The sequence below is a fragment of the Pseudomonas sp. Marseille-Q5115 genome, from assembly GCF_916618905.1.
GTDB lineage: Bacteria > Pseudomonadota > Gammaproteobacteria > Pseudomonadales > Pseudomonadaceae > Aquipseudomonas > Aquipseudomonas japonica_A.
Window position 1 is genome coordinate 3,688,815 of the sequence record NZ_CAKAKI010000001.1, and the last position, 19,835, is coordinate 3,708,649.

Genomic DNA, 19,835 nt, shown 5'->3' on the forward strand with positions numbered 1-19,835 from the left:
AGTGATCCAGCGGCACCCAACAAAACCAGCCCTTTGCCCCGCTTGGCAACCAAATTGCAACAGCCCCTGGAATCCAGCCCACACGGGCACTTGTTTTCGGCCCTGTATCGGCCTTCAGGAGTGTTGCATGAGCGTTTTGCGTTTTACCCATGAGCATGAGTGGCTGCGTGCCGAAGCGGACGGCAGCGTGACGGTGGGTATCACCGCGTTTGCTCAGGAAGCACTGGGGGACGTGGTATTTGTGCAGCTGCCAGACACCGGCGATCACGTCGCTGACGCAGAAGTGGCGGTGCTGGAGTCTGTAAAGGCAGCGAGCAGCATCAACATGCCGCTCGACGGTGAAATTCTTGAGGTGAACCCGGCGCTCGAGGGCAAACCCGAGCTGGTCAACGAAGACCCACTGGGCCGTGGCTGGTTCTTCCGCTTCAAGCCTGCCGACGCCGCCCAACTGGATGGCCTGCTCGACCAGAACGCCTACGATCAACTCATCGCCGCACAAGCCTGAGGAGACGCAACATGCCTTTCGACGTTGCTTTGACCACCGATAACGAATTCATCGGCCGCCACATCGGCCCCCGCGCCGAGGACGAGCAGGCGCTGCTGCAAACCCTTGGTTTCGACAGCCTGGAAGCCCTCACCGCTGCGGTAATCCCGGACACCATCAAGGGCACCAGCGTGCTCGATGGCAGCGACGGCCAGAGCGAAGCCGATGCCCTGGCCGCGCTCAAGGCCATCGCCGGCCAGAACCAACTGCTCAAAAGCCTGATTGGCCAGGGTTACTACAACACCCATACCCCGGCACCGATCCTGCGCAACCTGCTGGAAAATCCGGCCTGGTACACCGCCTATACGCCCTACCAGCCGGAAATTTCCCAAGGCCGGCTCGAAGCCTTGCTGAACTTCCAGACCCTGGTCAGCGACCTCACCGGCCTGCCGATCGCCAACGCCTCGTTGCTGGACGAAGCCACCGCCGCCGCCGAAGCCATGACCTTCTGCAAGCGGTTGTCGAAGAACAAGGGCGGCAACGCTTTCTTCGCTTCGGTACATTGCCACCCGCAAACCCTCGACGTGCTGCGCACCCGTGCCGAGCCGCTAGGCATCGAGGTGGTGGTGGCAGACGAGCAAACCCTGGAAGACACCAGCGCCTTCTTTGGCGCCCTGCTTCAGTACCCTGCCAGCAACGGTGACGTGCTGGATTACGCGGCAGTGGTAGAGCGCTTCCATGGCAGCCAGGCGCTGGTAGCCGTTGCTGCGGACCTGCTGGCCCTGACACTGCTGACGCCGCCCGGTGAATTCGGCGCGGATGTGGCCATCGGCAGCGCCCAGCGTTTCGGCGTGCCCCTGGGCTTCGGCGGCCCTCACGCGGCGTACTTCTCCACGAAGGACGCCTACAAGCGCGACATGCCCGGCCGGTTGGTAGGCGTGTCCATCGACCGCCATGGCAAGCCGGCCTATCGCCTGGCCATGCAAACCCGCGAGCAACATATCCGCCGCGAAAAGGCGACCAGCAACATCTGCACCGCCCAGGTGCTGTTGGCGAACATCGCCAGCATGTTTGCGGTGTACCACGGTCCCAAAGGCCTGCAACAGATTGCCAAACGCACCCATGCGCTCACCGCTATCCTCGCCGCAGGGCTCAAGGAGCTGGGCGTAGAGGTGGAACAGGCCTACTTCTTCGATACCCTTACCCTGCACACGGGCGCCCACACTGCCGAGCTACATGCCAAGGCGCGGGCCGCTGGCTATAACCTGCGCCAGGTGGGCGCTGAACGCGTGGGCCTGTCGCTGGATGAAACCAGCCGGCAAGCGGACGTTGAAGCGCTGTGGACGCTATTCAGCGACGCTCAGCAACCTGATTTTGCGACCGTTGCAGCCAGCGCCTCCGACGCATTGCCTGCCCCGCTGCTACGCCAGAGCGCAATCCTCAGCCACCCGGTGTTCAACCGTTATCACTCTGAAACCGAGCTGATGCGCTACCTGCGCCGCCTGGCCGACAAGGACCTGGCCCTGGACCGCACCATGATCCCGCTGGGCTCCTGCACCATGAAGCTCAACGCGGCAAGCGAGATGATCCCGGTGACCTGGGCCGAATTCGGCAACCTGCACCCCTTCGCCCCCGCCGAGCAAAGCCAGGGCTACAAGGCGTTGACCGAAGAACTGGAGGCTATGTTGTGCGCGGCCACCGGCTACGACGCCGTGTCCCTGCAGCCCAACGCCGGCTCCCAAGGTGAGTACGCCGGGCTGCTGGCCATCCGCGCTTACCATCTGAGCCGTGGCGACAGCCAGCGTGACCTGTGCCTGATCCCCTCCTCCGCCCACGGGACCAACCCGGCCACCGCTCACATGGCCGGCATGCGCGTGGTGGTGACCGCCTGCGACGCACGGGGCAACGTCGACATCGACGACCTGCGCGCCAAGGCCGAGGAGCATCGGGACCGCCTGGCCGCGCTGATGATCACCTACCCGTCCACCCACGGGGTGTTCGAGGAAGGCATCGGTGAAATCTGCCAGATCATCCATGACCACGGTGGCCAGGTGTACATCGACGGCGCCAACATGAATGCCATGGTCGGCCTGTGCGCCCCCGGCAAGTTCGGCGGCGACGTGTCCCACCTCAACCTGCACAAAACGTTCTGCATCCCCCACGGCGGTGGCGGCCCCGGCGTAGGGCCCATCGGCGTGAAAGCCCACCTGGCGCCGTTCCTCCCCGGCCATGGCGAGCTGGAGCGCAAGGAAGGCGCCGTGTGCGCGGCACCGTTCGGCAGCGCGAGCATTCTGCCCATCACCTGGATGTACATCCGCATGATGGGCGGCGCGGGCCTCAAGCGCGCCTCGCAAGTGGCCATCCTGAACGCCAACTACATTGCCCGCCGGCTCGAGGAGCACTACCCGGTGCTCTACACTGGTAGCAATGGCCTGGTCGCTCACGAATGCATTCTCGACCTGCGCCCCCTCAAGGACAGCAGCGGCATCAGCGTCGATGACGTCGCCAAGCGCTTGATCGACTTCGGCTTCCATGCCCCGACCATGTCCTTCCCGGTTGCGGGCACGCTGATGATCGAGCCGACCGAAAGCGAATCCCGCGAAGAGCTGGACCGCTTCTGTGACGCGATGATCTGTATTCGCGAAGAAATCCGCGGGGTGGAAAGCGGCGCCCTCGACCCCGAGGACAACCCGCTGAAGAACGCGCCGCACACCGCCGAAGAACTGCTGGGGGAATGGCCGCACAGCTACAGCCGCGAGCAGGCCGCCTACCCGTTGGCCAGCCTGAAGGCGACCAAATACTGGCCGCCGGTGGGCCGCGTCGACAACGTGTTCGGCGACCGCAATCTCGTGTGCGCCTGCCCACCTATCGAAGCCTATCAAGAGGCCTGACCTGGCCACAGGGCGGTGTCTTCACCGCCCTCCCGGGTCACCTCGATAGCGTCTTCCTGGAGCGATCATGTCCCTGAGTGTGTTCGATCTGTTCAAGATCGGTATCGGCCCGTCCAGCTCGCATACGGTCGGCCCCATGCGGGCAGCCGTCCGTTTCGCCGAAGGGCTGCGCCGCGATGGCCTGCTCACCAGTGTGGCCCAGCTGAAAGTAGAGCTGTATGGCTCGCTGGGCGCCACCGGTAAAGGCCATGGCAGCGACAAGGCCGTGCTGATGGGGCTCGAAGGCGAGCAGCCCGACACGGTAGACACCACCACCATCGAACCTCGGCTGGCGGCCATTCGCGCCAATGGCCGGTTACGCCTGCTGGGCGAGCACGAAATCGCTTTCGTCGAAAAGCAGCACCTGTCAATGATCCGCAAGCCCCTGCCCTACCACCCTAATGGCATGATCTTCCGCGCATTCGACGCCGCCGGGCTGCAAGTCCGCAGCCGGGAGTACTACTCCGTGGGTGGCGGCTTCGTGGTGGACGACAACGCGGCGGGGGCTGACCGCATCGTGGCAGACACTACCGTGCTGGCGTATCCCTTCACCACGGCCAAGCAACTGCTGGCCCACTGCATCAGCGCGGGGCTATCCGTCAGCCAGGTAATGCAGGCCAACGAGCTGGCATGGCGCCCGGAAGCCGAAACCCGGGCCGGCCTGCTACATATCTGGCAAGTGATGCAGCACTGCGTGGCGGCAGGTTGCGAGAACGAGGGCATCCTGCCAGGCGGCCTGAAGGTCAAGCGCCGCGCCGCGGGGCTGTACCGGCAGCTACGTAGCAATCCGGAGGCGGCGCTGCGCGACAGCCTCTCGGTGCTGGACTGGGTGAACCTCTACGCCTTGGCGGTCAATGAGGAAAACGCCAATGGCGGGCGTGTGGTCACCGCGCCAACCAACGGGGCCGCCGGCATCGTGCCTGCCGTGCTGCATTACTACATGCGATTCGTGCCGGGCGCCAATGAGGATGGTGTGGTCCGCTTCCTCCTCACGGCGGCCGCCATCGGCATCCTCTATAAGGAGAACGCTTCCATCTCCGGCGCCGAAGTGGGCTGCCAGGGTGAGGTGGGTGTGGCCTGCTCCATGGCCGCCGGCGGCTTGTGCGAAGTCATGGGCGGTACACCGCAGCAGGTAGAGAACGCCGCAGAAATTGGCATGGAACATAACCTGGGCCTTACCTGCGACCCTATCGGGGGGCTGGTGCAGGTGCCGTGCATCGAGCGCAACGCCATGGGTTCGGTCAAGGCGATCAACGCCGTGCGCATGGCGTTGCGTGGTGATGGCCAACACCACGTATCGCTCGACAAGGTAATACGCACCATGCGCCAGACCGGCGCCGACATGAAGAGCAAGTACAAGGAAACGGCTCGCGGCGGCCTGGCAGTAAACATTATCGAATGCTGACGGCGCGGCCGCGGCAGAAGGAGCACACCGATGTCTGAAGTTCTGTTGAAAACCCCGCTGCACGCCTTGCACCTGGAACTCGGCGCGCGGATGGTGCCCTTTGCCGGCTACGAGATGCCGGTTCAATACCCGCTCGGGGTGCTCAAGGAGCACCTGCATACCCGCGAGCAGGCCGGGCTGTTCGATGTGTCTCACATGGGCCAGATTCGCCTGGTGGGTAAAGATGTCGCAGCGGCGCTGGAAACCCTGGTGCCGGTGGATATCATCGACCTGCCCGTAGGCACTCAACGCTATGCCGTGTTCACCAACGACCAGGGTGGGATCCTCGACGACCTGATGGTGGCCAGGCTTTCCGAGGAGGAGTTGATCCTTGTGGTTAACGCCGCCTGCAAGCACGCCGACCTGGCGCACCTTCGCCAGCACTTGGAAGGCCAATGCACCATCGAGCCCTTGTTCGAAGCGCGCGCATTGCTAGCGCTGCAAGGCCCCAAAGCGGTGGACGTGCTGGCGCGCCTGCAACCGTCCGTGGCGAGCATGACCTTCATGCAGTTTGCCCCCGCGGAACTGGCAGGCATCGACTGCTTCGTCAGCCGCTCGGGGTATACCGGGGAAGATGGCTACGAAATCTCGGTGCCGACCGAACAGGCCGAAGCCCTCGCGCGTCGCCTGCTGGACGAACCCGAAGTACAAGCGATCGGCCTTGGCGCGCGGGATTCGCTACGGCTCGAAGCCGGCCTGTGCCTGTACGGCCACGACATGAACGAAACCCTCACCCCGGTGGAGGCCAGCCTTGGCTGGGCTATCTCCAAGGTGCGCCGGGCAGATGGTGCTCGCGCCGGCGGGTTCCCCGGGGCTGAACGCATATACACCCAACAAAAAGAGGGCGTGGCGCGCAAACGGGTTGGCCTCCTCCCACAAGAACGCATGCCGGTGCGTGAAGGCGCCGAAGTTGTGGATGCGAACGGCGCAACCGTGGGGCAGGTGTGCAGCGGCGGCTTCGGCCCGACGCTTAATGCGCCAGTGGCAATGGCCTGGGTAGACACGCACCTGAGTGGGCTGGATACCGAACTGTGGGCACTGGTGCGGGGCAAAAAGGTACCGGTCAAAGTTGCCCGGATGCCCTTTGTGGCACAGCGTTATTTCCGCGGCTAAGCTGAGTACAGCGCCGTGGCGTTTTTCGTGTGTAACGAGGCCGTCATGGCGCTGTGTTTGCATAGCAAGGCAGGCTGATTTACAAACCGTTTATAGCGGTTGAGCGGTCATGCTGGATAAACAGGAACAAGCACGAAAAGCGGGGGAAAAAAGGCACAAAAGCAGGCGTTTTCGGGGCTTGTTTTTGTAACTGAAGTTAGCGTAGAGTCATCTCGACTGTGTTTGCATGGGTCGCTATGGTTCGTGACCTGGGCAGTAGCGCTAGGCTTTGCTACAACCCGTTCGACGTCTCTTACTTTCCTGCAACCAGCAACAGCGACCTTTCATTGTGAAAGCAGCTGACATTAATATTGAGCTTCAAGGAAATAAGATATGAGCCAGCGTCAGAGCGGTACCGTCAAGTGGTTTAACGACGAAAAGGGTTTTGGTTTTATCACTCCTGAGAGCGGTCCGGATCTGTTCGTACACTTCCGCGCTATCCAGGGCAACGGCTTCAAAAGCCTGAAAGAAGGCCAGAAAGTGACCTTCGTTGCTGTGCAGGGCCAGAAAGGCATGCAGGCAGACGAAGTTCAAGCCGAAGCCTGATCCCCTTCGCATGAAAAAGCCCCGGCTGGAAACAGCCGGGGCTTTTTTTATGCTGGTTTTCACTGGTGCAAGGTGCTAACCCCTTTCGCGAGCTTCGCCTGCGGCTGCGCCGGATGGCCGGCCCCGTTGCTCTACAGGAGCCAGGCCCGCCTCAGCCCTACCCCGCCCTGCGCAGCAACCAGGCCCCGGCCACGGCACATACAGCCGCGGGCAGTGCCACAGCCAGCAGCGGCGGGAAGCCGAAGACCAGGCTGGATGGCCCAAGCAGGTCCTGAGCGATACGGAACACGAAGCCCACCAATACGCCGGTGAATACCCGTTGACCAAGGGTAACCGAGCGCAGCGGCCCGAAAATGAACGAGATCGCCATCAATACCAGTGCGGCGGTCACCAGGGGTTGCAATACCTTGGTCCAGAACGCCAGCCAGTACTTGCCGTTGTTCAGCCCCTGGGCGGTCAAGTAGTGGATGTAGTCCCACAGGCCTGTAATCGACAAGGACTCAGGCGCCATGACTACAGTGCTCAGCAACTGCGGCGTAAGTGCCACGTCCCAGCGCTGAGTATCGGCGGGCACTACTTCGGTGTGGTCGCCCTTGAACAGCGTGGTGGTGACTTCGCTGAGCTGCCAGTGATCCTGATCATAGACCGCCTTGCGGGCGAAACTGGATTCAAGCAAGTGGCGCTGGTCGTCGAACTCGTAACGGGTTACGCCATACAGCAACCCGTTAGGCTGCACGGTATTGATATGGATGTACTCATTGCCTTGACGGTGCCACAGGCCATGCTTGCCACTTTGTGCATCGCCCCCACCCTGTGCCAGCGAACGCGAGGCCTGGGCCTGGTCTTCGGCGGGCGGCGCGACGTACTCGCCGATCAACACGCCAGCCACCATCAACACCAGCATGGGCTTCATCACCGCCCACACAATGCGTGATACCGACACGCCGGCCGCACGCATGATGGTCAGCTCGCTGCTGCTGGCCAGGCTGCCCAGGCCAATGAGGCAACCGATCAACGCCGACATCGGCAGAAGCTCATACAGCCTGCGCGGCGCCGTGAGCAGCACATACCAGGCGGCGTCGCCCAAGGTGTAGGTATCGGTCAGGTCGCCCAACTCGTCGATGAGCGCGAACAGTGTGGCCAGGCCCAGGATGATCCCCAGCACTGCCAGGATAGCGACGAAGACGCTGCGGCCGATGTAACCGTCGAGCTTTCTCATTTCGCCACCTCCGACCGGCTACGCTGGCGCGCACGGGCAAGCCGCCACGGTTGCCAGCCCATCATGCCGACGCCGATCGCCAGGAACAGCGCGTGCACCCACCAGATGCCCACCCCGATGGGCATGCGCCCCTTCTCCAACGCGCTGCGTACGGAAATCAGAATGGTGAGGTACGCCATGTACAGGAGGATCGCCGGCAGCAGCTTGAGGAAACGGCCCTGGCGGGGGTTCACCCTCGACAGCGGCACCGCCATCAATGCCACGATGAACACCAACAGGGGCAGCGACAGGCGCCACTGCAGCTCGGCGCGATCGCGCAGCTCACTGGAACCGAAGAGGCTGGCGGTAGGAACGGCCTCGCGCTCGGTGATTTCTTCGCTCACCTCCGGCTTGGGCAACATCACGCCGTAGGTGTCGTACTTGATTGCGCGGTAGTCTGGCTGGCCCGGGTTGCCGTCATAACGGTAGCCGTTCTCCAGAATCAGGTAGCGGTTGCCGTTGGGGTCCACTTCCTGGCGCCCCTTGTCGGCCACCAGCACGGAAATGCCACGGTCCTTCTTGCCGTCCTCGGAGGCGCGCTTTTCTGAAATGAATACACCGCCGAGGTTCACCCGGTCTTCCGAGAGCTCTTCGGTATAGGTGACGCGGGTGCCATCGCGCAGCATCTGGAAGCGGCCCGGTACCAGCGTATCGAACTCTGTGAGCGCGTCCTGCTGGTTGAGAATCTGCGCCACCCGCGCTACCCCCTGGGGTGCCAGGCCAAGGCTGAGCCAGGCCACCGCCACCGCCACCACGGCCGCGGGGACCATCGTGATGCCAAGCAGGCGCCGCGGGCTCATGCCTGTCGCCGAGAGCACGGTCATTTCGCTTTCGAGGTACAACCGGCCATACGCCAGCAGGATGCCCAGAAACAGGCCCAGCGGAAGAATGAGCTGGAGAAAGCCCGGAAGGCGATACCCCATGATCTGGAACAGCACACCCGGATCCAGGGCACCGCTGGCCGCCTGGGCCAGGTATTTGATGAAGCGCCCGCTCATGATGATCACAAGCAACACGGCGCTGACAGCACTGAGCGTGACCAGTACTTCACGGGAGAGATAACGGAAAACGATCAAACCAGGACACTCCGGGGTTACCAGCCTTGGCGGCCATGTGCCTGAGCGGCTTGCGCCCCAGGCCCGACGGAAAAAGTGCGCGCATTATCCTGTGAATGTGGGTGGCTGTCACTTCGCGAGCGCCAACGGGGTTGTCAGCGGCCGACGCGCAGGCTCAAACTGCGTGCTTATGCCTGCGCAAGCACGTGGCGCCACGCCGCGTTGAAGTCGAACTTTTGATTGGGGACGCTAAATGGAACTGCTTGTTAAAAGCGTGAATGCCGAAACGCTCAAGACCGCAACACTGGTGGTGCCGGTCAGCGAGGGCCGCAACCTGGGCGCCGTGGCCCGCAAGCTGGACGAGCAAAGCAATGGCGCCATCAGCGCGGTACTCAAGCGCGGCGACCTGGAAGGCAAACCCGGCCAGACCCTGCTGCTCCACAGCCTGCCAGGCCTGCGCGCCGAGCGCGTGCTGCTGCTGGGTATAGGCAAAGAGGCCCTGGGGGACCGCGCATGGCGCAAGGCCGTGGCCGCCGCCATGAATGTGCTGAAAAACCTGGGCGGCAGCGAAGCCGCGCTGGCACTGGATGAAGTGTCGGTCACCAACCGTGACACCTACAGCAAGGTCCGCCTGCTGGCCGAGACCGTGCTGGACACCACCTATGTGTTCGAGCGCTACAAGAGCAAGAAAGCCGACCCACGCGCACTGCAGAAGATCACCCTGATCACCGCCAAGGCCGACACTGCCGAAGTGGAACGCGCCGTGCAGCATGCCCGCGCCATCGCGCTGGGGATGAGCCTCACCCGTGACCTGGGCAACATGCCGCCCAACGTCTGCCACCCGACCTTCCTCGGCGAACTCGCCAAGGGCCTGGCCAAGGATCACAAGAACCTCAAGGTCGAGGTTCACGATGAGAAAAAGCTGCAGCAACTGGGCATGGGGTCGTTCCTCGCCGTGGCCCAGGGCAGCGCCCAGCCGCCTCGCCTGATCGTGGCCCAATACCAGGGCGGCAAGAAGGGCGATCAGCCGTATGTGCTGGTGGGCAAGGGGATCACCTTCGACACCGGTGGCATCAGCATCAAGCCCAGCGCCAACATGGATGAAATGAAGTTCGACATGTGCGGCGCCGCCAGCGTGTTCGGCACCCTGCGCGCCGTGCTGGAACTGCAATTGCCGATCAACCTGGTATGCCTGATGGCCTGCGCCGAGAACATGCCCAGCGGCACGGCTACCCGGCCCGGCGATATCGTGGAAACCATGAGCGGCCAAACCGTGGAAATCCTCAACACCGATGCCGAAGGCCGCCTGGTGCTGTGTGACGCCCTCACCTACGCCGAGCGTTTCAAGCCCAAGGCCGTGGTAGACGTGGCCACTCTTACCGGCGCCTGTGTGGTTGCGCTGGGCGGGCATACGTCCGGCCTGCTGGGTAACAACGACGGGCTGATCGCCGACCTGCTGTCTGCTGGCCGTCGCGCCGACGACCGCGCCTGGCAGCTGCCGTTGTTCGACGAATACCAGGAGCAACTGGACAGCCCCTTCGCCGACATCGCCAACATTGGTGGCCCGAAGGCTGGCACCATCACCGCGGCCTGCTTCCTGTCGCGCTTCGCCAAGAGCTACGACTGGGCGCACCTGGACATCGCCGGTACGGCGTGGCTCAGCGGCGGCAAGGATAAAGGCGCCACGGGCCGCCCGGTTCCACTGCTCACCCAATACCTGCTCGACCGCGTCGCCGGCTAAGGCGCTCCCCCCGGCGGCACCTGCCGCCGGGGAGGCACATGAACCATGACCCAGGTCGACTTTTATATTCTTCCCAGCCCGCTGGCCTCGGCGCGGCTGGATTTCGCCTGCAAGCTCGCCGAAAAAGCCTGGCGCCTCGGGCATCAGGTGCACCTGCATTGCGCTGACGAAAGCCAGCGGGACGACCTCGATGCCCGTTTGTGGGCGTTCAAAGGCGAAAGCTTCGTGCCGCATAGCAAGGCGAACGACCTGTCTCTGGCGCCGGTTACCCTGGGCATTGGAGAGCCGGCCAACGCCAGCGGCGAGTTGCTGATCAACCTCACCCTGGCAGTGCCGCCCTTCGTGGCGCGTTTTGCCCGCGTAGCGGAGATCGTGACCGCCGACCCACCCGTGCGAGACCAGGCCCGGGACAATTTCCGTTTCTATCGCGAACAGGGCTATCCTCTGCAGGATCATCGCCTGACGCGTATTTGAGTTTTCCTTGATGGATAAGCCAACCCCTTTGCCCGACTCCACCCAACTTCTGGACGACCTCGAGTCGATCCGCCGCCTGCTGGGGGACGATTCGCTGGAACCGCCAGTGCTTACCGAGACCATTGACGGCCCTGAGCACGAGGCCATCCCGCTGTTGTTCGAAGCGGTGGATGAACCCGAGCTGGACACGGCCGATGTACCGGTACTGGTGGAAGTCGCGCCAGCAGCCGTGACAACGCCAGAGCAGAACCGCCAGGACACGCTGCTTCATCTGGACCTGGATTTCCGCGAGGCCGCTCGAAAGATCATGCAGGACGTGATCGACGACTTTGCGCCCCATATAGAGACCGAGATCAAGCGTCGGCTCGAGGCGCGTATGCAGCGGCTGCTGGATCAACCGCCAGCACACTGAAGCTCTATACGTTGACCCCCGGTCACAGGCGCGGCCCGCCCGCTACACACACAATCGCCCTTCCCGTTATACTGTTCGGCTTTCCGAATCGTTGCCTTACAGGGCCCTGCCGCGCATGGACAAGACTTACCAGCCGCACGCCATCGAAACGTCCTGGTACCAGACCTGGGAAGCGCAGAACTACTTCGCGCCCCAGGGCTCTGGCCAGCCATACACCATCATGATCCCGCCGCCGAACGTGACCGGCAGCCTGCACATGGGCCATGGTTTCAACAATGCGATCATGGACGCGCTGATCCGCTTCCGCCGGATGCAGGGCCGCAATACCCTGTGGCAGCCGGGCACCGACCACGCCGGCATCGCCACCCAGATGCTGGTAGAGCGTCAACTCGAGGCCAAAGGCCAGAGCCGCCATGACCTGGGCCGCGAGCAGTTCCTGGAAAAGGTGTGGGAATGGAAGAACGAATCCGGTGGCAACATCAGCCGGCAAATTCGCCGCCTCGGCTCGTCGGTGGACTGGTCGCGTGAGCGCTTCACCATGGACGACGGCCTGTCTGAAGCGGTCAAGGAAGCCTTCGTGCGCCTGCACGAGGATGGTCTGATCTACCGCGGCAAGCGCCTGGTCAATTGGGACACCAAGCTGCACACCGCCATTTCCGATCTCGAAGTGGAAAACCACGACGAGAAGGGGTTCCTGTGGAATTTGCGCTACCCCCTCGCCGACGGTGCTGTTACCGCTGAGGGCAATGGGTTCCTGGTGGTTGCCACTACTCGCCCCGAAACCATGCTCGGTGACGTGGCCGTAGCCGTGAACCCGGGCGACGAGCGTTACCAGGCACTGATCGGCAAGTTCGTCGAGCTGCCGCTGGTGGGCCGGCGCATCCCGATCATCGCCGACGATTATTGCGATCCGGCCTTCGGCACCGGTTGCGTGAAGATCACCACCGCCCACGATTTCAACGACTACGAAGTCGGCAAGCGGCACAACCTGCCCTTGCTCAACATCTTCGACAAGAGCGCTCAGGTACTGCCGGCGCTGCAGGCGTTCAACCTCGACGGTTCGGTCAACGACCAGATCGCCACCGAGCTGCCCGCGGCCTACGCCGGCCTGGACCGTTTCGAAGCTCGCAAGCGGATCGTCGCCGACTTCGACGCGGCCGGCTTGCTGGTGAGCGTGGATGACCACGCCCTCAAGGTGCCGAAAGGTGACCGTTCCGGCACGGTGATCGAGCCGTGGCTGACGGACCAGTGGTACGTGTCCACCAAGCCATTGGCCGAGCCGGCCATTGCTGCGGTGGAAGACGGCCGCATCCAGTTCGTGCCCAAGCAATACGAAAACATGTACTACTCCTGGATGCGCGACATTCAGGACTGGTGCATCAGCCGCCAGCTCTGGTGGGGCCACCGGATACCGGCCTGGTACGACGAAAGCGGCCAGGTGTATGTAGGCCGCAGCGAAGCCGAAGTGCGCGAGCGCCATAACCTGGGCGCGGACGTGAAGCTGGAGCAGGACAACGACGTACTGGACACCTGGTTCAGTTCGGGCCTGTGGACCTTCTCCACGCTGGGCTGGCCGGAACAAACCGAGTTCCTGAAAACCTTCCACCCCACCGACGTGCTGGTCACCGGCTTCGACATCATTTTCTTCTGGGTCGCCCGGATGATCATGCTCACGATGCACCTGGTGAAAAACCCCGACGGCACGGCGCAGGTCCCGTTCAAAACCGTGTACGTGCACGGCCTGGTGCGCGACGGCCAGGGCCAGAAGATGTCCAAGTCCAAGGGCAACGTGCTGGACCCATTGGACATCGTGGACGGCATTACCCTGGACGCACTGCTGGACAAGCGTACCAGCGGCCTGATGCAGCCCAAGCTGGCCGACAAGATCGCCAAGCAAACCCGTGCCGAATTCCCCGAGGGGATCGACAGCTACGGCACCGATGCCTTGCGCTTCACCTTCTGCTCGCTGGCTTCCACGGGCCGCGACATCAAGTTCGACATGGGGCGGGTCGAGGGTTACCGCAACTTCTGCAACAAGATCTGGAACGCCGCCCGATACGTGCTGGACAAGGGCGAGGACTGCGGCCAGAACGGCGAGGCGTTCGAGCTGTCGCTGGCCGATCGCTGGATCATCTCCCAGCTGCAGCGTACCGAAGCCGAAGTCACCCGGCAGCTGGACCAGTTCCGCTTCGACCTGGCGGCCCAGGCCCTGTATGAGTTCATCTGGAACCAGTACTGCGACTGGTACCTGGAGCTGTCCAAGCCTGTGCTGTGGGACGAGACCGCCCCGGAAGAGCGCCAGCGTGGCACCCGCCGCACACTGGTACGGGTGCTGGAAGTCGCGCTGCGCCTGGCACACCCGTTCATGCCGTTCATCACCGAAGAGATCTGGCAGCGCCTGGCGCCTCTCGCTGGCGCAACCGGCCAGACCATCATGCTGCAGCCCTGGCCGGTCGCAAACGAGGAACGCATCGACGAAGCCGCCGAGCGTGACATCGAGTGGGTCAAGGGGCTGATGCTGGGTGTGCGCAACATCCGTGGCGAGATGAACATCGGCCCTGGCAAGCCTTTGCACTTGTACCTGAAGAACGCCAGCGCCGACGACCGTCGCCGCCTCGAAGAAAACCAGCACCTGCTGCGCAAGCTGGCGAAGATCGAAGCCTTCACCGTACTGGAACCCACCGATGAGGCCCCGCTGAGCGCCACCGCGCTGGTGGGCGAGCTCGAAGTGCTGGTACCCATGGCCGGGCTGATCGACAAGGACGCCGAGCTGGGGCGTTTGAACAAGGAAATCCAGCGCCTTCAGGGCGAGGTCCAGCGCGTGGGCGGCAAGTTGTCCAATGCGTCCTTCGTGGATAAGGCACCGCCTGCGGTGATCGACAAGGAACGCGCCAAGCTGGCCGAGGCGGAACAGGCCCTGGCCAAACTGGCTGATCAGCACGCCCGTATCAGCGCGCTCTGATGCCCTCGTCGCGGCGGATGCGCTTCACCATTGTGTGAAAGCGCACCCGCCGCGCATTTTTTTCAGCGGGCGTATCAATGAAACCAACGCTTCATCCCCGTAACCGGCATCAAGGCCGTTATGATTTCCCGCGCTTGATTCAGGGCACGCCTGAGCTGAGCCAGTACGTCATTCTCAACCCCTATGGCAAGGAAAGCATCGACTTCGCCGACCCGGCCGCCGTGCGAGTCTTCAACCGTGCCTTGCTCAAATCCCTGTACGGCATCGCGTTCTGGGACATCCCGGAAGGTTACCTGTGCCCCCCCGTGCCGGGCCGGGCCGATTATGTGCACGGCGTAGCCGACCTCCTCGCCCAGGATCAGGGCGGTGCCCTGCCCACCGGCGCGCAGGTGCGTGCGCTGGACATCGGCACCGGGGCCAACTGCATTTACCCCCTGCTGGGCCATCTGGATTACCGCTGGCGCTTCGTGGGTTCGGATATCGACCCCGTGGCGCTCGGGTCGGCGCAGGCCATCGTCCAGGCCAACAAGCTGAGCAAGGCCGTCGAGCTGCGCCGTCAGGCTCAACCGGCGCATATCCTGGAAGGGTTGCTGCTGCCTGACGAACGCTTCGCGGTGACCCTGTGCAACCCGCCCTTCCATGCCAGCCCTCAGGAAGCGATCGCCGGGAGCCAGCGTAAATGGCGCGCGCTGGGCAAGGCGGACCCCAGCCGCAAACTGCCGGTGCTCAACTTCGGCGGGCAGCAGAACGAGTTGTGGTGTGAAGGCGGCGAGATCCGCTTCGTGAGCCAGCTGATCGATGAAAGCGTTGCCTGTGGGCAACGTATCGGCTGGTTCACCTGCCTGGTGTCCAAGGCAGGCAACCTTCCGCCACTGCAGGCACGTATCGCCCGGGCGGGTGCGCTGGATACCCGAGTGGTTGCCATGGGGCAGGGACAGAAGCAGAGCCGCTTCCTGGCATGGACGTTCCAGACACCAGCGCAGCGCAGGCACGGCATCGCGCCAGGCAAAGCATAATACCGGCGAAAAAAAACCGCGCTCAGGGCGCGGTTTTCTTCGCAACGCTCAACTTACTTGTTGATAGCGTCGGTCAGCACCTTGGCAGGCACGAACTTTACGACTTTCTTTGCAGCGATTTCGATGGCAGCACCGGTGGATGGGTTACGGCCAGTGCGTGCAGGACGCTCGGTAACTTTCAGCTTGCCGATACCCGGCAGAGTGATTTCGCTGCCGTTTTCCAGCTGGTCGGCAACGATCTGGCCCAGTTGCTCGAGCGCATTCTTGGCGGTGGCCTTGGGTGCGTCTACGGCTTCGGCGATGTCAGCGATCAGTTGGTCTTTGGTAAGTGCCATTGTGGTGTTCCTTCCCTTTCAAATTCGTATGGGTTGCCAGAGCAACGTCAGCCGTCGGACCGGCCCTCGTGGGGCCCGGCGTATGGGGTACAGCCACGCCAATCGGCAATGTAGATGCCCATCGCGTTGTTTGGTTCGCGCTGACGGCCACTGATAAGTGGGCTAACGCCGGGGCCATCGAGCCAAGCCGTTGGCGCACCAGCGCAAGAGCCGGCAAAACTAGCACAGAGCCAGATAAATATCCGCCACTATGGCGGTAAATATTCGTGTTTATTGGGGTTTTGGCTAAAAAACAGGCAAAAATCGCAGAGCTGGCGACAGAGTGTCGCAGCACTTACTTGCTCAAGGGCGTGACTCCCCCACCTCGGCACTTACGGTACACTTGGCGTTTTTCCGCTATTCCAGAGACGTCCATGCCGATCCGTCATTGCATTGTTCACCTGATCGACAAAAAGCCCGACGGCACCCCCGCCGTGCTGCATGCCCGTGACCAGGCGCTGGAGCATACCCAGGCGCTGGACGACATGCTCGCCGACCTCAACGAAAGCTATAACGCCAAGCAAGGCAAGGCGTGGGGGTTTTTCCATGCCGAGTCCGGCGCCTACCCTTTCAGCGGCTGGCTGAAAGCCTACCTCGAAGAGGAGCAGGATTTCACCGCCTTCAGCCGTGTTGCGGTGGAACATCTGCAAAAGCTCATGGAAGAGTCCAACCTGTCCGTGGGCGGGCATGTGTTGTTCGCCCACTACAACCAGGGCATGACGGATTACCTGGCCATTGCCTTGCTGCACCATAGCGATGGCGTGGCGGTGACCGAGGAACTGGATGTAACGCCTTCCCGCCATCTGGACCTGGGCCAGCTGCACCTGGCGGCCCGGATCAACCTGTCCGAATGGAAGAACAACCAGCAATCGAAGCAGTACATCTCCTTCATCAAAGGCAAGAACGGCAAGAAGGTCTCGGACTACTTCCGGGACTTCATCGGCTGCCAGGAAGGGGTGGACGGCCCGGGTGAAACCCGCACCCTGCTCAAGGCCTTCAGCGACTATGTGGAAAGCGAAGACCTGCCCGAAGAAGCCGCCCGCGAGAAAACCAAGACCCTTGTGGACTACGCCACCAGCCAGACCCGCATGGGCGAGCCTGTGGAACTGCAAGAGCTGTCCGGGCTGATCGACGAAGACCGCCCGCGTGCGTTCTATGAGCACATACGCAACAAGGATTACGGCCTGTCCCCTGAGATTCCAGCGGATAAACGCACCCTGAACCAGTTCCGCAAGTTCACCGGCCGCGCCGAGGGGCTGTCCATCAGCTTCGAAGCCCACTTGCTGGGCTCCAAGATCGAATACGACGAGGCGGCTGGCACCCTGACCATCAAGGGCCTGCCCACGCAACTGACGGACCAGCTCAAGCGCAGGAAGGATTGACCCCTTCGTCCACGGCCTATCGCCGGTCCTTGTAGGAGGGGGCGCAGCCCCCGAACCTGCTTCAAGCCTTGATGGCAAAACCCATCCGCGGGAAGTGCACGTGCACAACGCCTGCACGTTCGTCCTCACGGCGCACTACGATTTCCTCGCGGTCGCAGTACACCAACTCACCGGCAACGGCGTCCACGCCGTAATCCGTGGCTGCAACGCTTACCTTGTCGCCTGCCTTGAAGCCACTTGGGTCTACGAAGTCGATCTCGGCGAAGGTGGCCGGCGTGGCGGTCTTGGCGATTTCAAGCGCTTCGGCGCTGCTCAATTCGGTGGGGGTGCCATGGCCTATGGCAAGTACGCGCTGCAGCCATGCCGAGACGTTCGGGTAGCTGTCCACCAGGCCTGAAGTCACCGGCGTACCTTTCAAGAACCAGAAGGTATGCGCGAGGGCAAAGTCCGCATGGCTGGGCTCGCCGAACAGAAACTCGCCGCCCGCGCTCAATTGTTCTTCAACGCGACCGATGATCACCGGCCACTGATGGCGAGCGGTTTCGATCGGCAAACGGCTGGCGGTACCGCCGCTGAACAGCCGCGCACGGTCGGCCAGGAACGCATTGCGTTGCTCCTCGGTGAAGCGTGAGAAGCGCATGGCGGCGGATTCTGGTTGGAACACAAAGCTGACAGCGTGCTGGAACACCACCGAGTCCGCCCAACCGGCGAAGGTCGCCACTACCGCTTCCTTGCCCTTGGGGAAAAGCGCAGGGGTTGGCTGCAGCTTGTCCAGCTGCCGCGCAATCAAAGCGGTGTCGCAATACACGTCGGCGCCAATCTGCAGTACCGGCGTTTTCCGGTAACCACCGGTAAGGGGCATGAGGTCTGGCTTGGGCATCATCGGCGGAATGATGACCGAGTGCCAGGCAAGGCCCTTGAACCCCAGCATCAGGCGGGTTTTCTCGGCGAAGGGAGACGTTGGGTAGTGGTGCAGGATCGGTGCAGTCATTGCGGCATCCAGGCAGGTGTGAGGTGGGTCAGCTTAGCGCTACCGCACCAGCACGCCTACCCACCTCTCGTGATCCGCTGTCATTCGCCCGGGCTATGGTCACCTTGCCAGGAAAGCGCCATGGCTTCCTTCACGCGTTTGGGCAGCCGCTTGATGGCGCGTTCGGTTCGCAGCGCCTCGCCTTTCTCCTCACAGGGCTGAATATAGACCAGCGCCACTGCAGGGCTGGACCGAAAGAACCGGGCACCCTTGCCGCTCTGGTGCGCGGCGAAGCGCTTGTGAGGGTCGTTGGAAATGCCGCAGTACAAGGCCCCATTGGCCGCCCGTACCAGGTAAACGAACCACGGCGCGATCGCGGCCTCAGCCATCGATGCGCTCGCTGCGTACCGCCACCAGCCGAGCCCGCCCGGCGCCCATGCCCGCGACGGTCGCACCCAGGCCGATCGCCCCGAACACCCAGCCCATCGCCGACCAGCCGCCGGTAAGATCATGCACAACCCCGACTGCCAGCGGGCCCATGGACGCGAGCGTATAACCGAAGCCCTGAGCCATGCCCGACAGGCTGGCGGCGACGTGGGCATCGGGCGAGCGCAGCACAATCAGCGTAAGCGCCACGGCGAATACCCCACCCTGCCCCAGGCCGAGCACCACGGCCCAGCCCCATAAACCGCTCAATGGCGCATACAAGCAGCCGAACAACCCCACCAGGCTCAGGCCCATCACCACAAGAATAGCCAGCCGCTGGTCCCGCCCCCGTGTTGCCAGCCAAGGCGCGCTGAGCGAACTGGCCAGTTGCACGATGATCGAGCCGGACGTTACCAACCCTGCTTCGGCAGCGGACAGGCCGCGATCGATCAATATGGACGGCAACCAGCCGAACACGATGTACGCCAGCGAAGACTGCAGCCCCATGAACAGGGTGACCTGCCAGGCAAGCGGGTCGCGCAGCAACCCTTTCACCCGGTAAGCGACGCGCCGCGCGTGCTGGCCGGAGCGGGTTTGCGGAAACCAGGCGATCGCGGCGATAAGCGCCGGCACCAGCCATACGCCCAGCCCCAAGCGCCAGCTGTCGCCGAATGCCTCGCTCAACGGCACGCTCGAGCCGGCCGCCAGTGCCGCCCCCAGGCACAGGGCCATGGTGTACACGCCGGTCATGGTGCCGGCATGGGCCGGGAAATCCCGTTTGACGATGCCAGGCAACAGCACCCCGATAATGCCGATACTGGCGCCCGCCACTACGCTACCGGCAAACAGCCCGCTTACGCCGAACTGGGTACGCAACAGAATGCCCGCGGCCAGCAGGAGCAGTATCCCGCCAACGGTGCGTTCAGGGCCGAAACGGCGAGCCAGCAAAGGCGCCAACGGCGCAAATACGCCCAGGCAGAACACCGGCAAGGTAGTGAGCAACCCGGCCACGGCCGCGCTGAGCCCCAAATCTTCAGACACTCGATGTAACAACGGGGACAAGCTCGACAACGCTGGGCGCAGGTTAAGGGCGACCAATACCAGCGCGCCGATCAACAGGGCGGCACGCCCGCGCGTGGGGGAAATGGAATGCGCCTGAGTAGCGGTGGCGTCAGGCGTAGGGGTGTCGGCAGGCATAAAGGCTCGGCT

Annotated in this window: 17 protein-coding genes; 11 read left to right on the top strand and 6 right to left on the bottom strand. The window is 63.1% G+C overall.

Going from position 1 to position 19,835, the window contains the following annotated elements:
- The first annotated feature begins 127 nt into the window (after positions 1-127).
- The 5 genes from gcvH (at position 128) to LG385_RS16895 (ending at position 6,556) form a co-directional block, all read left to right on the top strand.
- Positions 128-505: a glycine cleavage system protein GcvH gene (gene gcvH / locus LG385_RS16875; RefSeq protein WP_181121862.1), complete on the top strand. Its 378-nt coding sequence runs from the start codon at positions 128-130 to the stop codon at positions 503-505.
- 11 nt (positions 506-516) lie between these two features.
- On the top strand, positions 517-3,375 hold the full coding sequence (gene gcvP / locus LG385_RS16880) for an aminomethyl-transferring glycine dehydrogenase (protein WP_225775196.1): 2,859 nt from the start codon (positions 517-519) through the stop codon (positions 3,373-3,375).
- A gap of 67 nt (positions 3,376-3,442) precedes the next feature.
- Positions 3,443-4,819: an L-serine ammonia-lyase gene (locus tag LG385_RS16885; protein ID WP_225775197.1), complete on the top strand. Its 1,377-nt coding sequence runs from the start codon at positions 3,443-3,445 to the stop codon at positions 4,817-4,819.
- A 30-nt stretch (positions 4,820-4,849) separates the two neighbouring features.
- Positions 4,850-5,971 (top strand): glycine cleavage system aminomethyltransferase GcvT, encoded by a 1,122-nt coding sequence (gcvT, locus tag LG385_RS16890; protein ID WP_225775198.1) that lies wholly within the window; start codon positions 4,850-4,852, stop codon positions 5,969-5,971.
- Between the two features lie 372 nt (positions 5,972-6,343).
- On the top strand, positions 6,344-6,556 hold the full coding sequence (locus LG385_RS16895) for a cold-shock protein (RefSeq protein WP_003175786.1): 213 nt from the start codon (positions 6,344-6,346) through the stop codon (positions 6,554-6,556).
- A gap of 157 nt (positions 6,557-6,713) precedes the next feature.
- Here the strand turns inward: LG385_RS16895 and lptG are convergent, their stop codons facing one another.
- Positions 6,714-7,775, bottom strand: a complete 1,062-nt coding sequence (gene lptG, locus LG385_RS16900) for an LPS export ABC transporter permease LptG (protein ID WP_225775199.1) — start codon at positions 7,773-7,775, stop codon at positions 6,714-6,716.
- Positions 7,772-8,890: an LPS export ABC transporter permease LptF gene (gene lptF, locus LG385_RS16905; RefSeq protein ID WP_225775200.1), complete on the bottom strand. Its 1,119-nt coding sequence runs from the start codon at positions 8,888-8,890 to the stop codon at positions 7,772-7,774. The genes lptG and lptF overlap by 4 nt, the downstream gene beginning before the upstream one ends.
- A 232-nt stretch (positions 8,891-9,122) precedes the next feature.
- Here lptF and LG385_RS16910 point away from each other — a divergent pair, with 232 nt between their 5' ends.
- From LG385_RS16910 to rlmF, 5 genes are all read left to right on the top strand, one after another.
- Positions 9,123-10,610 carry a leucyl aminopeptidase gene (locus LG385_RS16910; RefSeq protein ID WP_225775201.1) on the top strand — a complete coding sequence of 496 codons (1,488 nt, stop codon included), beginning with the start codon at positions 9,123-9,125 and terminating at the stop codon, positions 10,608-10,610.
- Positions 10,611-10,655: 45 nt separating this feature from the next.
- Entirely contained in the window at positions 10,656-11,084 is a 429-nt protein-coding gene (locus LG385_RS16915; protein ID WP_225775202.1) for a DNA polymerase III subunit chi, read from the top strand.
- 10 nt (positions 11,085-11,094) lie between these two features.
- Positions 11,095-11,496 (top strand): DNA polymerase III subunit chi, encoded by a 402-nt coding sequence (locus LG385_RS16920; protein ID WP_225775203.1) that lies wholly within the window; start codon positions 11,095-11,097, stop codon positions 11,494-11,496.
- Between the two features lie 115 nt (positions 11,497-11,611).
- The gene (locus LG385_RS16925; RefSeq protein ID WP_225775204.1) at positions 11,612-14,458 is read left to right on the top strand and encodes a valine--tRNA ligase; all 2,847 of its coding nucleotides are present in this window, start codon (positions 11,612-11,614) and stop codon (positions 14,456-14,458) included.
- Between the two features lie 77 nt (positions 14,459-14,535).
- On the top strand, positions 14,536-15,474 hold the full coding sequence (gene rlmF, locus LG385_RS16930; RefSeq protein ID WP_225775205.1) for a 23S rRNA (adenine(1618)-N(6))-methyltransferase RlmF: 939 nt from the start codon (positions 14,536-14,538) through the stop codon (positions 15,472-15,474).
- A gap of 53 nt (positions 15,475-15,527) precedes the next feature.
- Here the strand turns inward: rlmF and LG385_RS16935 are convergent, their stop codons facing one another.
- The gene (locus tag LG385_RS16935; protein ID WP_181117102.1) at positions 15,528-15,809 is read right to left on the bottom strand and encodes an HU family DNA-binding protein; all 282 of its coding nucleotides are present in this window, start codon (positions 15,807-15,809) and stop codon (positions 15,528-15,530) included.
- 413 nt (positions 15,810-16,222) lie between these two features.
- On the opposite strand from LG385_RS16935, the gene yejK reads away from it, so the two are divergent.
- On the top strand, positions 16,223-17,230 hold the full coding sequence (gene yejK, locus LG385_RS16940; RefSeq protein ID WP_225775206.1) for a nucleoid-associated protein YejK: 1,008 nt from the start codon (positions 16,223-16,225) through the stop codon (positions 17,228-17,230).
- Positions 17,231-17,291: 61 nt separating this feature from the next.
- Here the strand turns inward: yejK and LG385_RS16945 are convergent, their stop codons facing one another.
- The 3 genes from LG385_RS16945 to LG385_RS16955 form a co-directional block, all read right to left on the bottom strand.
- Positions 17,292-18,221 carry a glutathione S-transferase family protein gene (locus LG385_RS16945; RefSeq protein WP_225775207.1) on the bottom strand — a complete coding sequence of 310 codons (930 nt, stop codon included), beginning with the start codon at positions 18,219-18,221 and terminating at the stop codon, positions 17,292-17,294.
- Between the two features lie 80 nt (positions 18,222-18,301).
- Positions 18,302-18,589, bottom strand: a complete 288-nt coding sequence (locus LG385_RS16950; RefSeq protein ID WP_225775208.1) for a GIY-YIG nuclease family protein — start codon at positions 18,587-18,589, stop codon at positions 18,302-18,304.
- The gene (locus LG385_RS16955) at positions 18,582-19,823 is read right to left on the bottom strand and encodes a CynX/NimT family MFS transporter (RefSeq protein ID WP_225775209.1); all 1,242 of its coding nucleotides are present in this window, start codon (positions 19,821-19,823) and stop codon (positions 18,582-18,584) included. Before LG385_RS16955 ends, LG385_RS16950 begins: the two co-directional genes overlap by 8 nt.
- Positions 19,824-19,835: the final 12 nt, after the last annotated feature.

Coding starts and splice junctions, on each gene's coding strand:
- gcvH (WP_181121862.1), top strand. CDS start 128: ATGAGCGTTTTGCGTTTTACCCATGAGCATGAGTGGCTGCGTGCCGAA.
- gcvP (WP_225775196.1), top strand. CDS start 517: ATGCCTTTCGACGTTGCTTTGACCACCGATAACGAATTCATCGGCCGC.
- LG385_RS16885 (WP_225775197.1), top strand. CDS start 3,443: ATGTCCCTGAGTGTGTTCGATCTGTTCAAGATCGGTATCGGCCCGTCC.
- gcvT (WP_225775198.1), top strand. CDS start 4,850: ATGTCTGAAGTTCTGTTGAAAACCCCGCTGCACGCCTTGCACCTGGAA.
- LG385_RS16895 (WP_003175786.1), top strand. CDS start 6,344: ATGAGCCAGCGTCAGAGCGGTACCGTCAAGTGGTTTAACGACGAAAAG.
- lptG (WP_225775199.1), bottom strand. CDS start 7,775: ATGAGAAAGCTCGACGGTTACATCGGCCGCAGCGTCTTCGTCGCTATC.
- LG385_RS16910 (WP_225775201.1), top strand. CDS start 9,123: ATGGAACTGCTTGTTAAAAGCGTGAATGCCGAAACGCTCAAGACCGCA.
- LG385_RS16915 (WP_225775202.1), top strand. CDS start 10,656: ATGACCCAGGTCGACTTTTATATTCTTCCCAGCCCGCTGGCCTCGGCG.
- LG385_RS16920 (WP_225775203.1), top strand. CDS start 11,095: ATGGATAAGCCAACCCCTTTGCCCGACTCCACCCAACTTCTGGACGAC.
- LG385_RS16925 (WP_225775204.1), top strand. CDS start 11,612: ATGGACAAGACTTACCAGCCGCACGCCATCGAAACGTCCTGGTACCAG.
- rlmF (WP_225775205.1), top strand. CDS start 14,536: ATGAAACCAACGCTTCATCCCCGTAACCGGCATCAAGGCCGTTATGAT.
- LG385_RS16935 (WP_181117102.1), bottom strand. CDS start 15,809: ATGGCACTTACCAAAGACCAACTGATCGCTGACATCGCCGAAGCCGTA.
- yejK (WP_225775206.1), top strand. CDS start 16,223: ATGCCGATCCGTCATTGCATTGTTCACCTGATCGACAAAAAGCCCGAC.
- LG385_RS16945 (WP_225775207.1), bottom strand. CDS start 18,221: ATGACTGCACCGATCCTGCACCACTACCCAACGTCTCCCTTCGCCGAG.
- LG385_RS16950 (WP_225775208.1), bottom strand. CDS start 18,589: ATGGCTGAGGCCGCGATCGCGCCGTGGTTCGTTTACCTGGTACGGGCG.
- LG385_RS16955 (WP_225775209.1), bottom strand. CDS start 19,823: ATGCCTGCCGACACCCCTACGCCTGACGCCACCGCTACTCAGGCGCAT.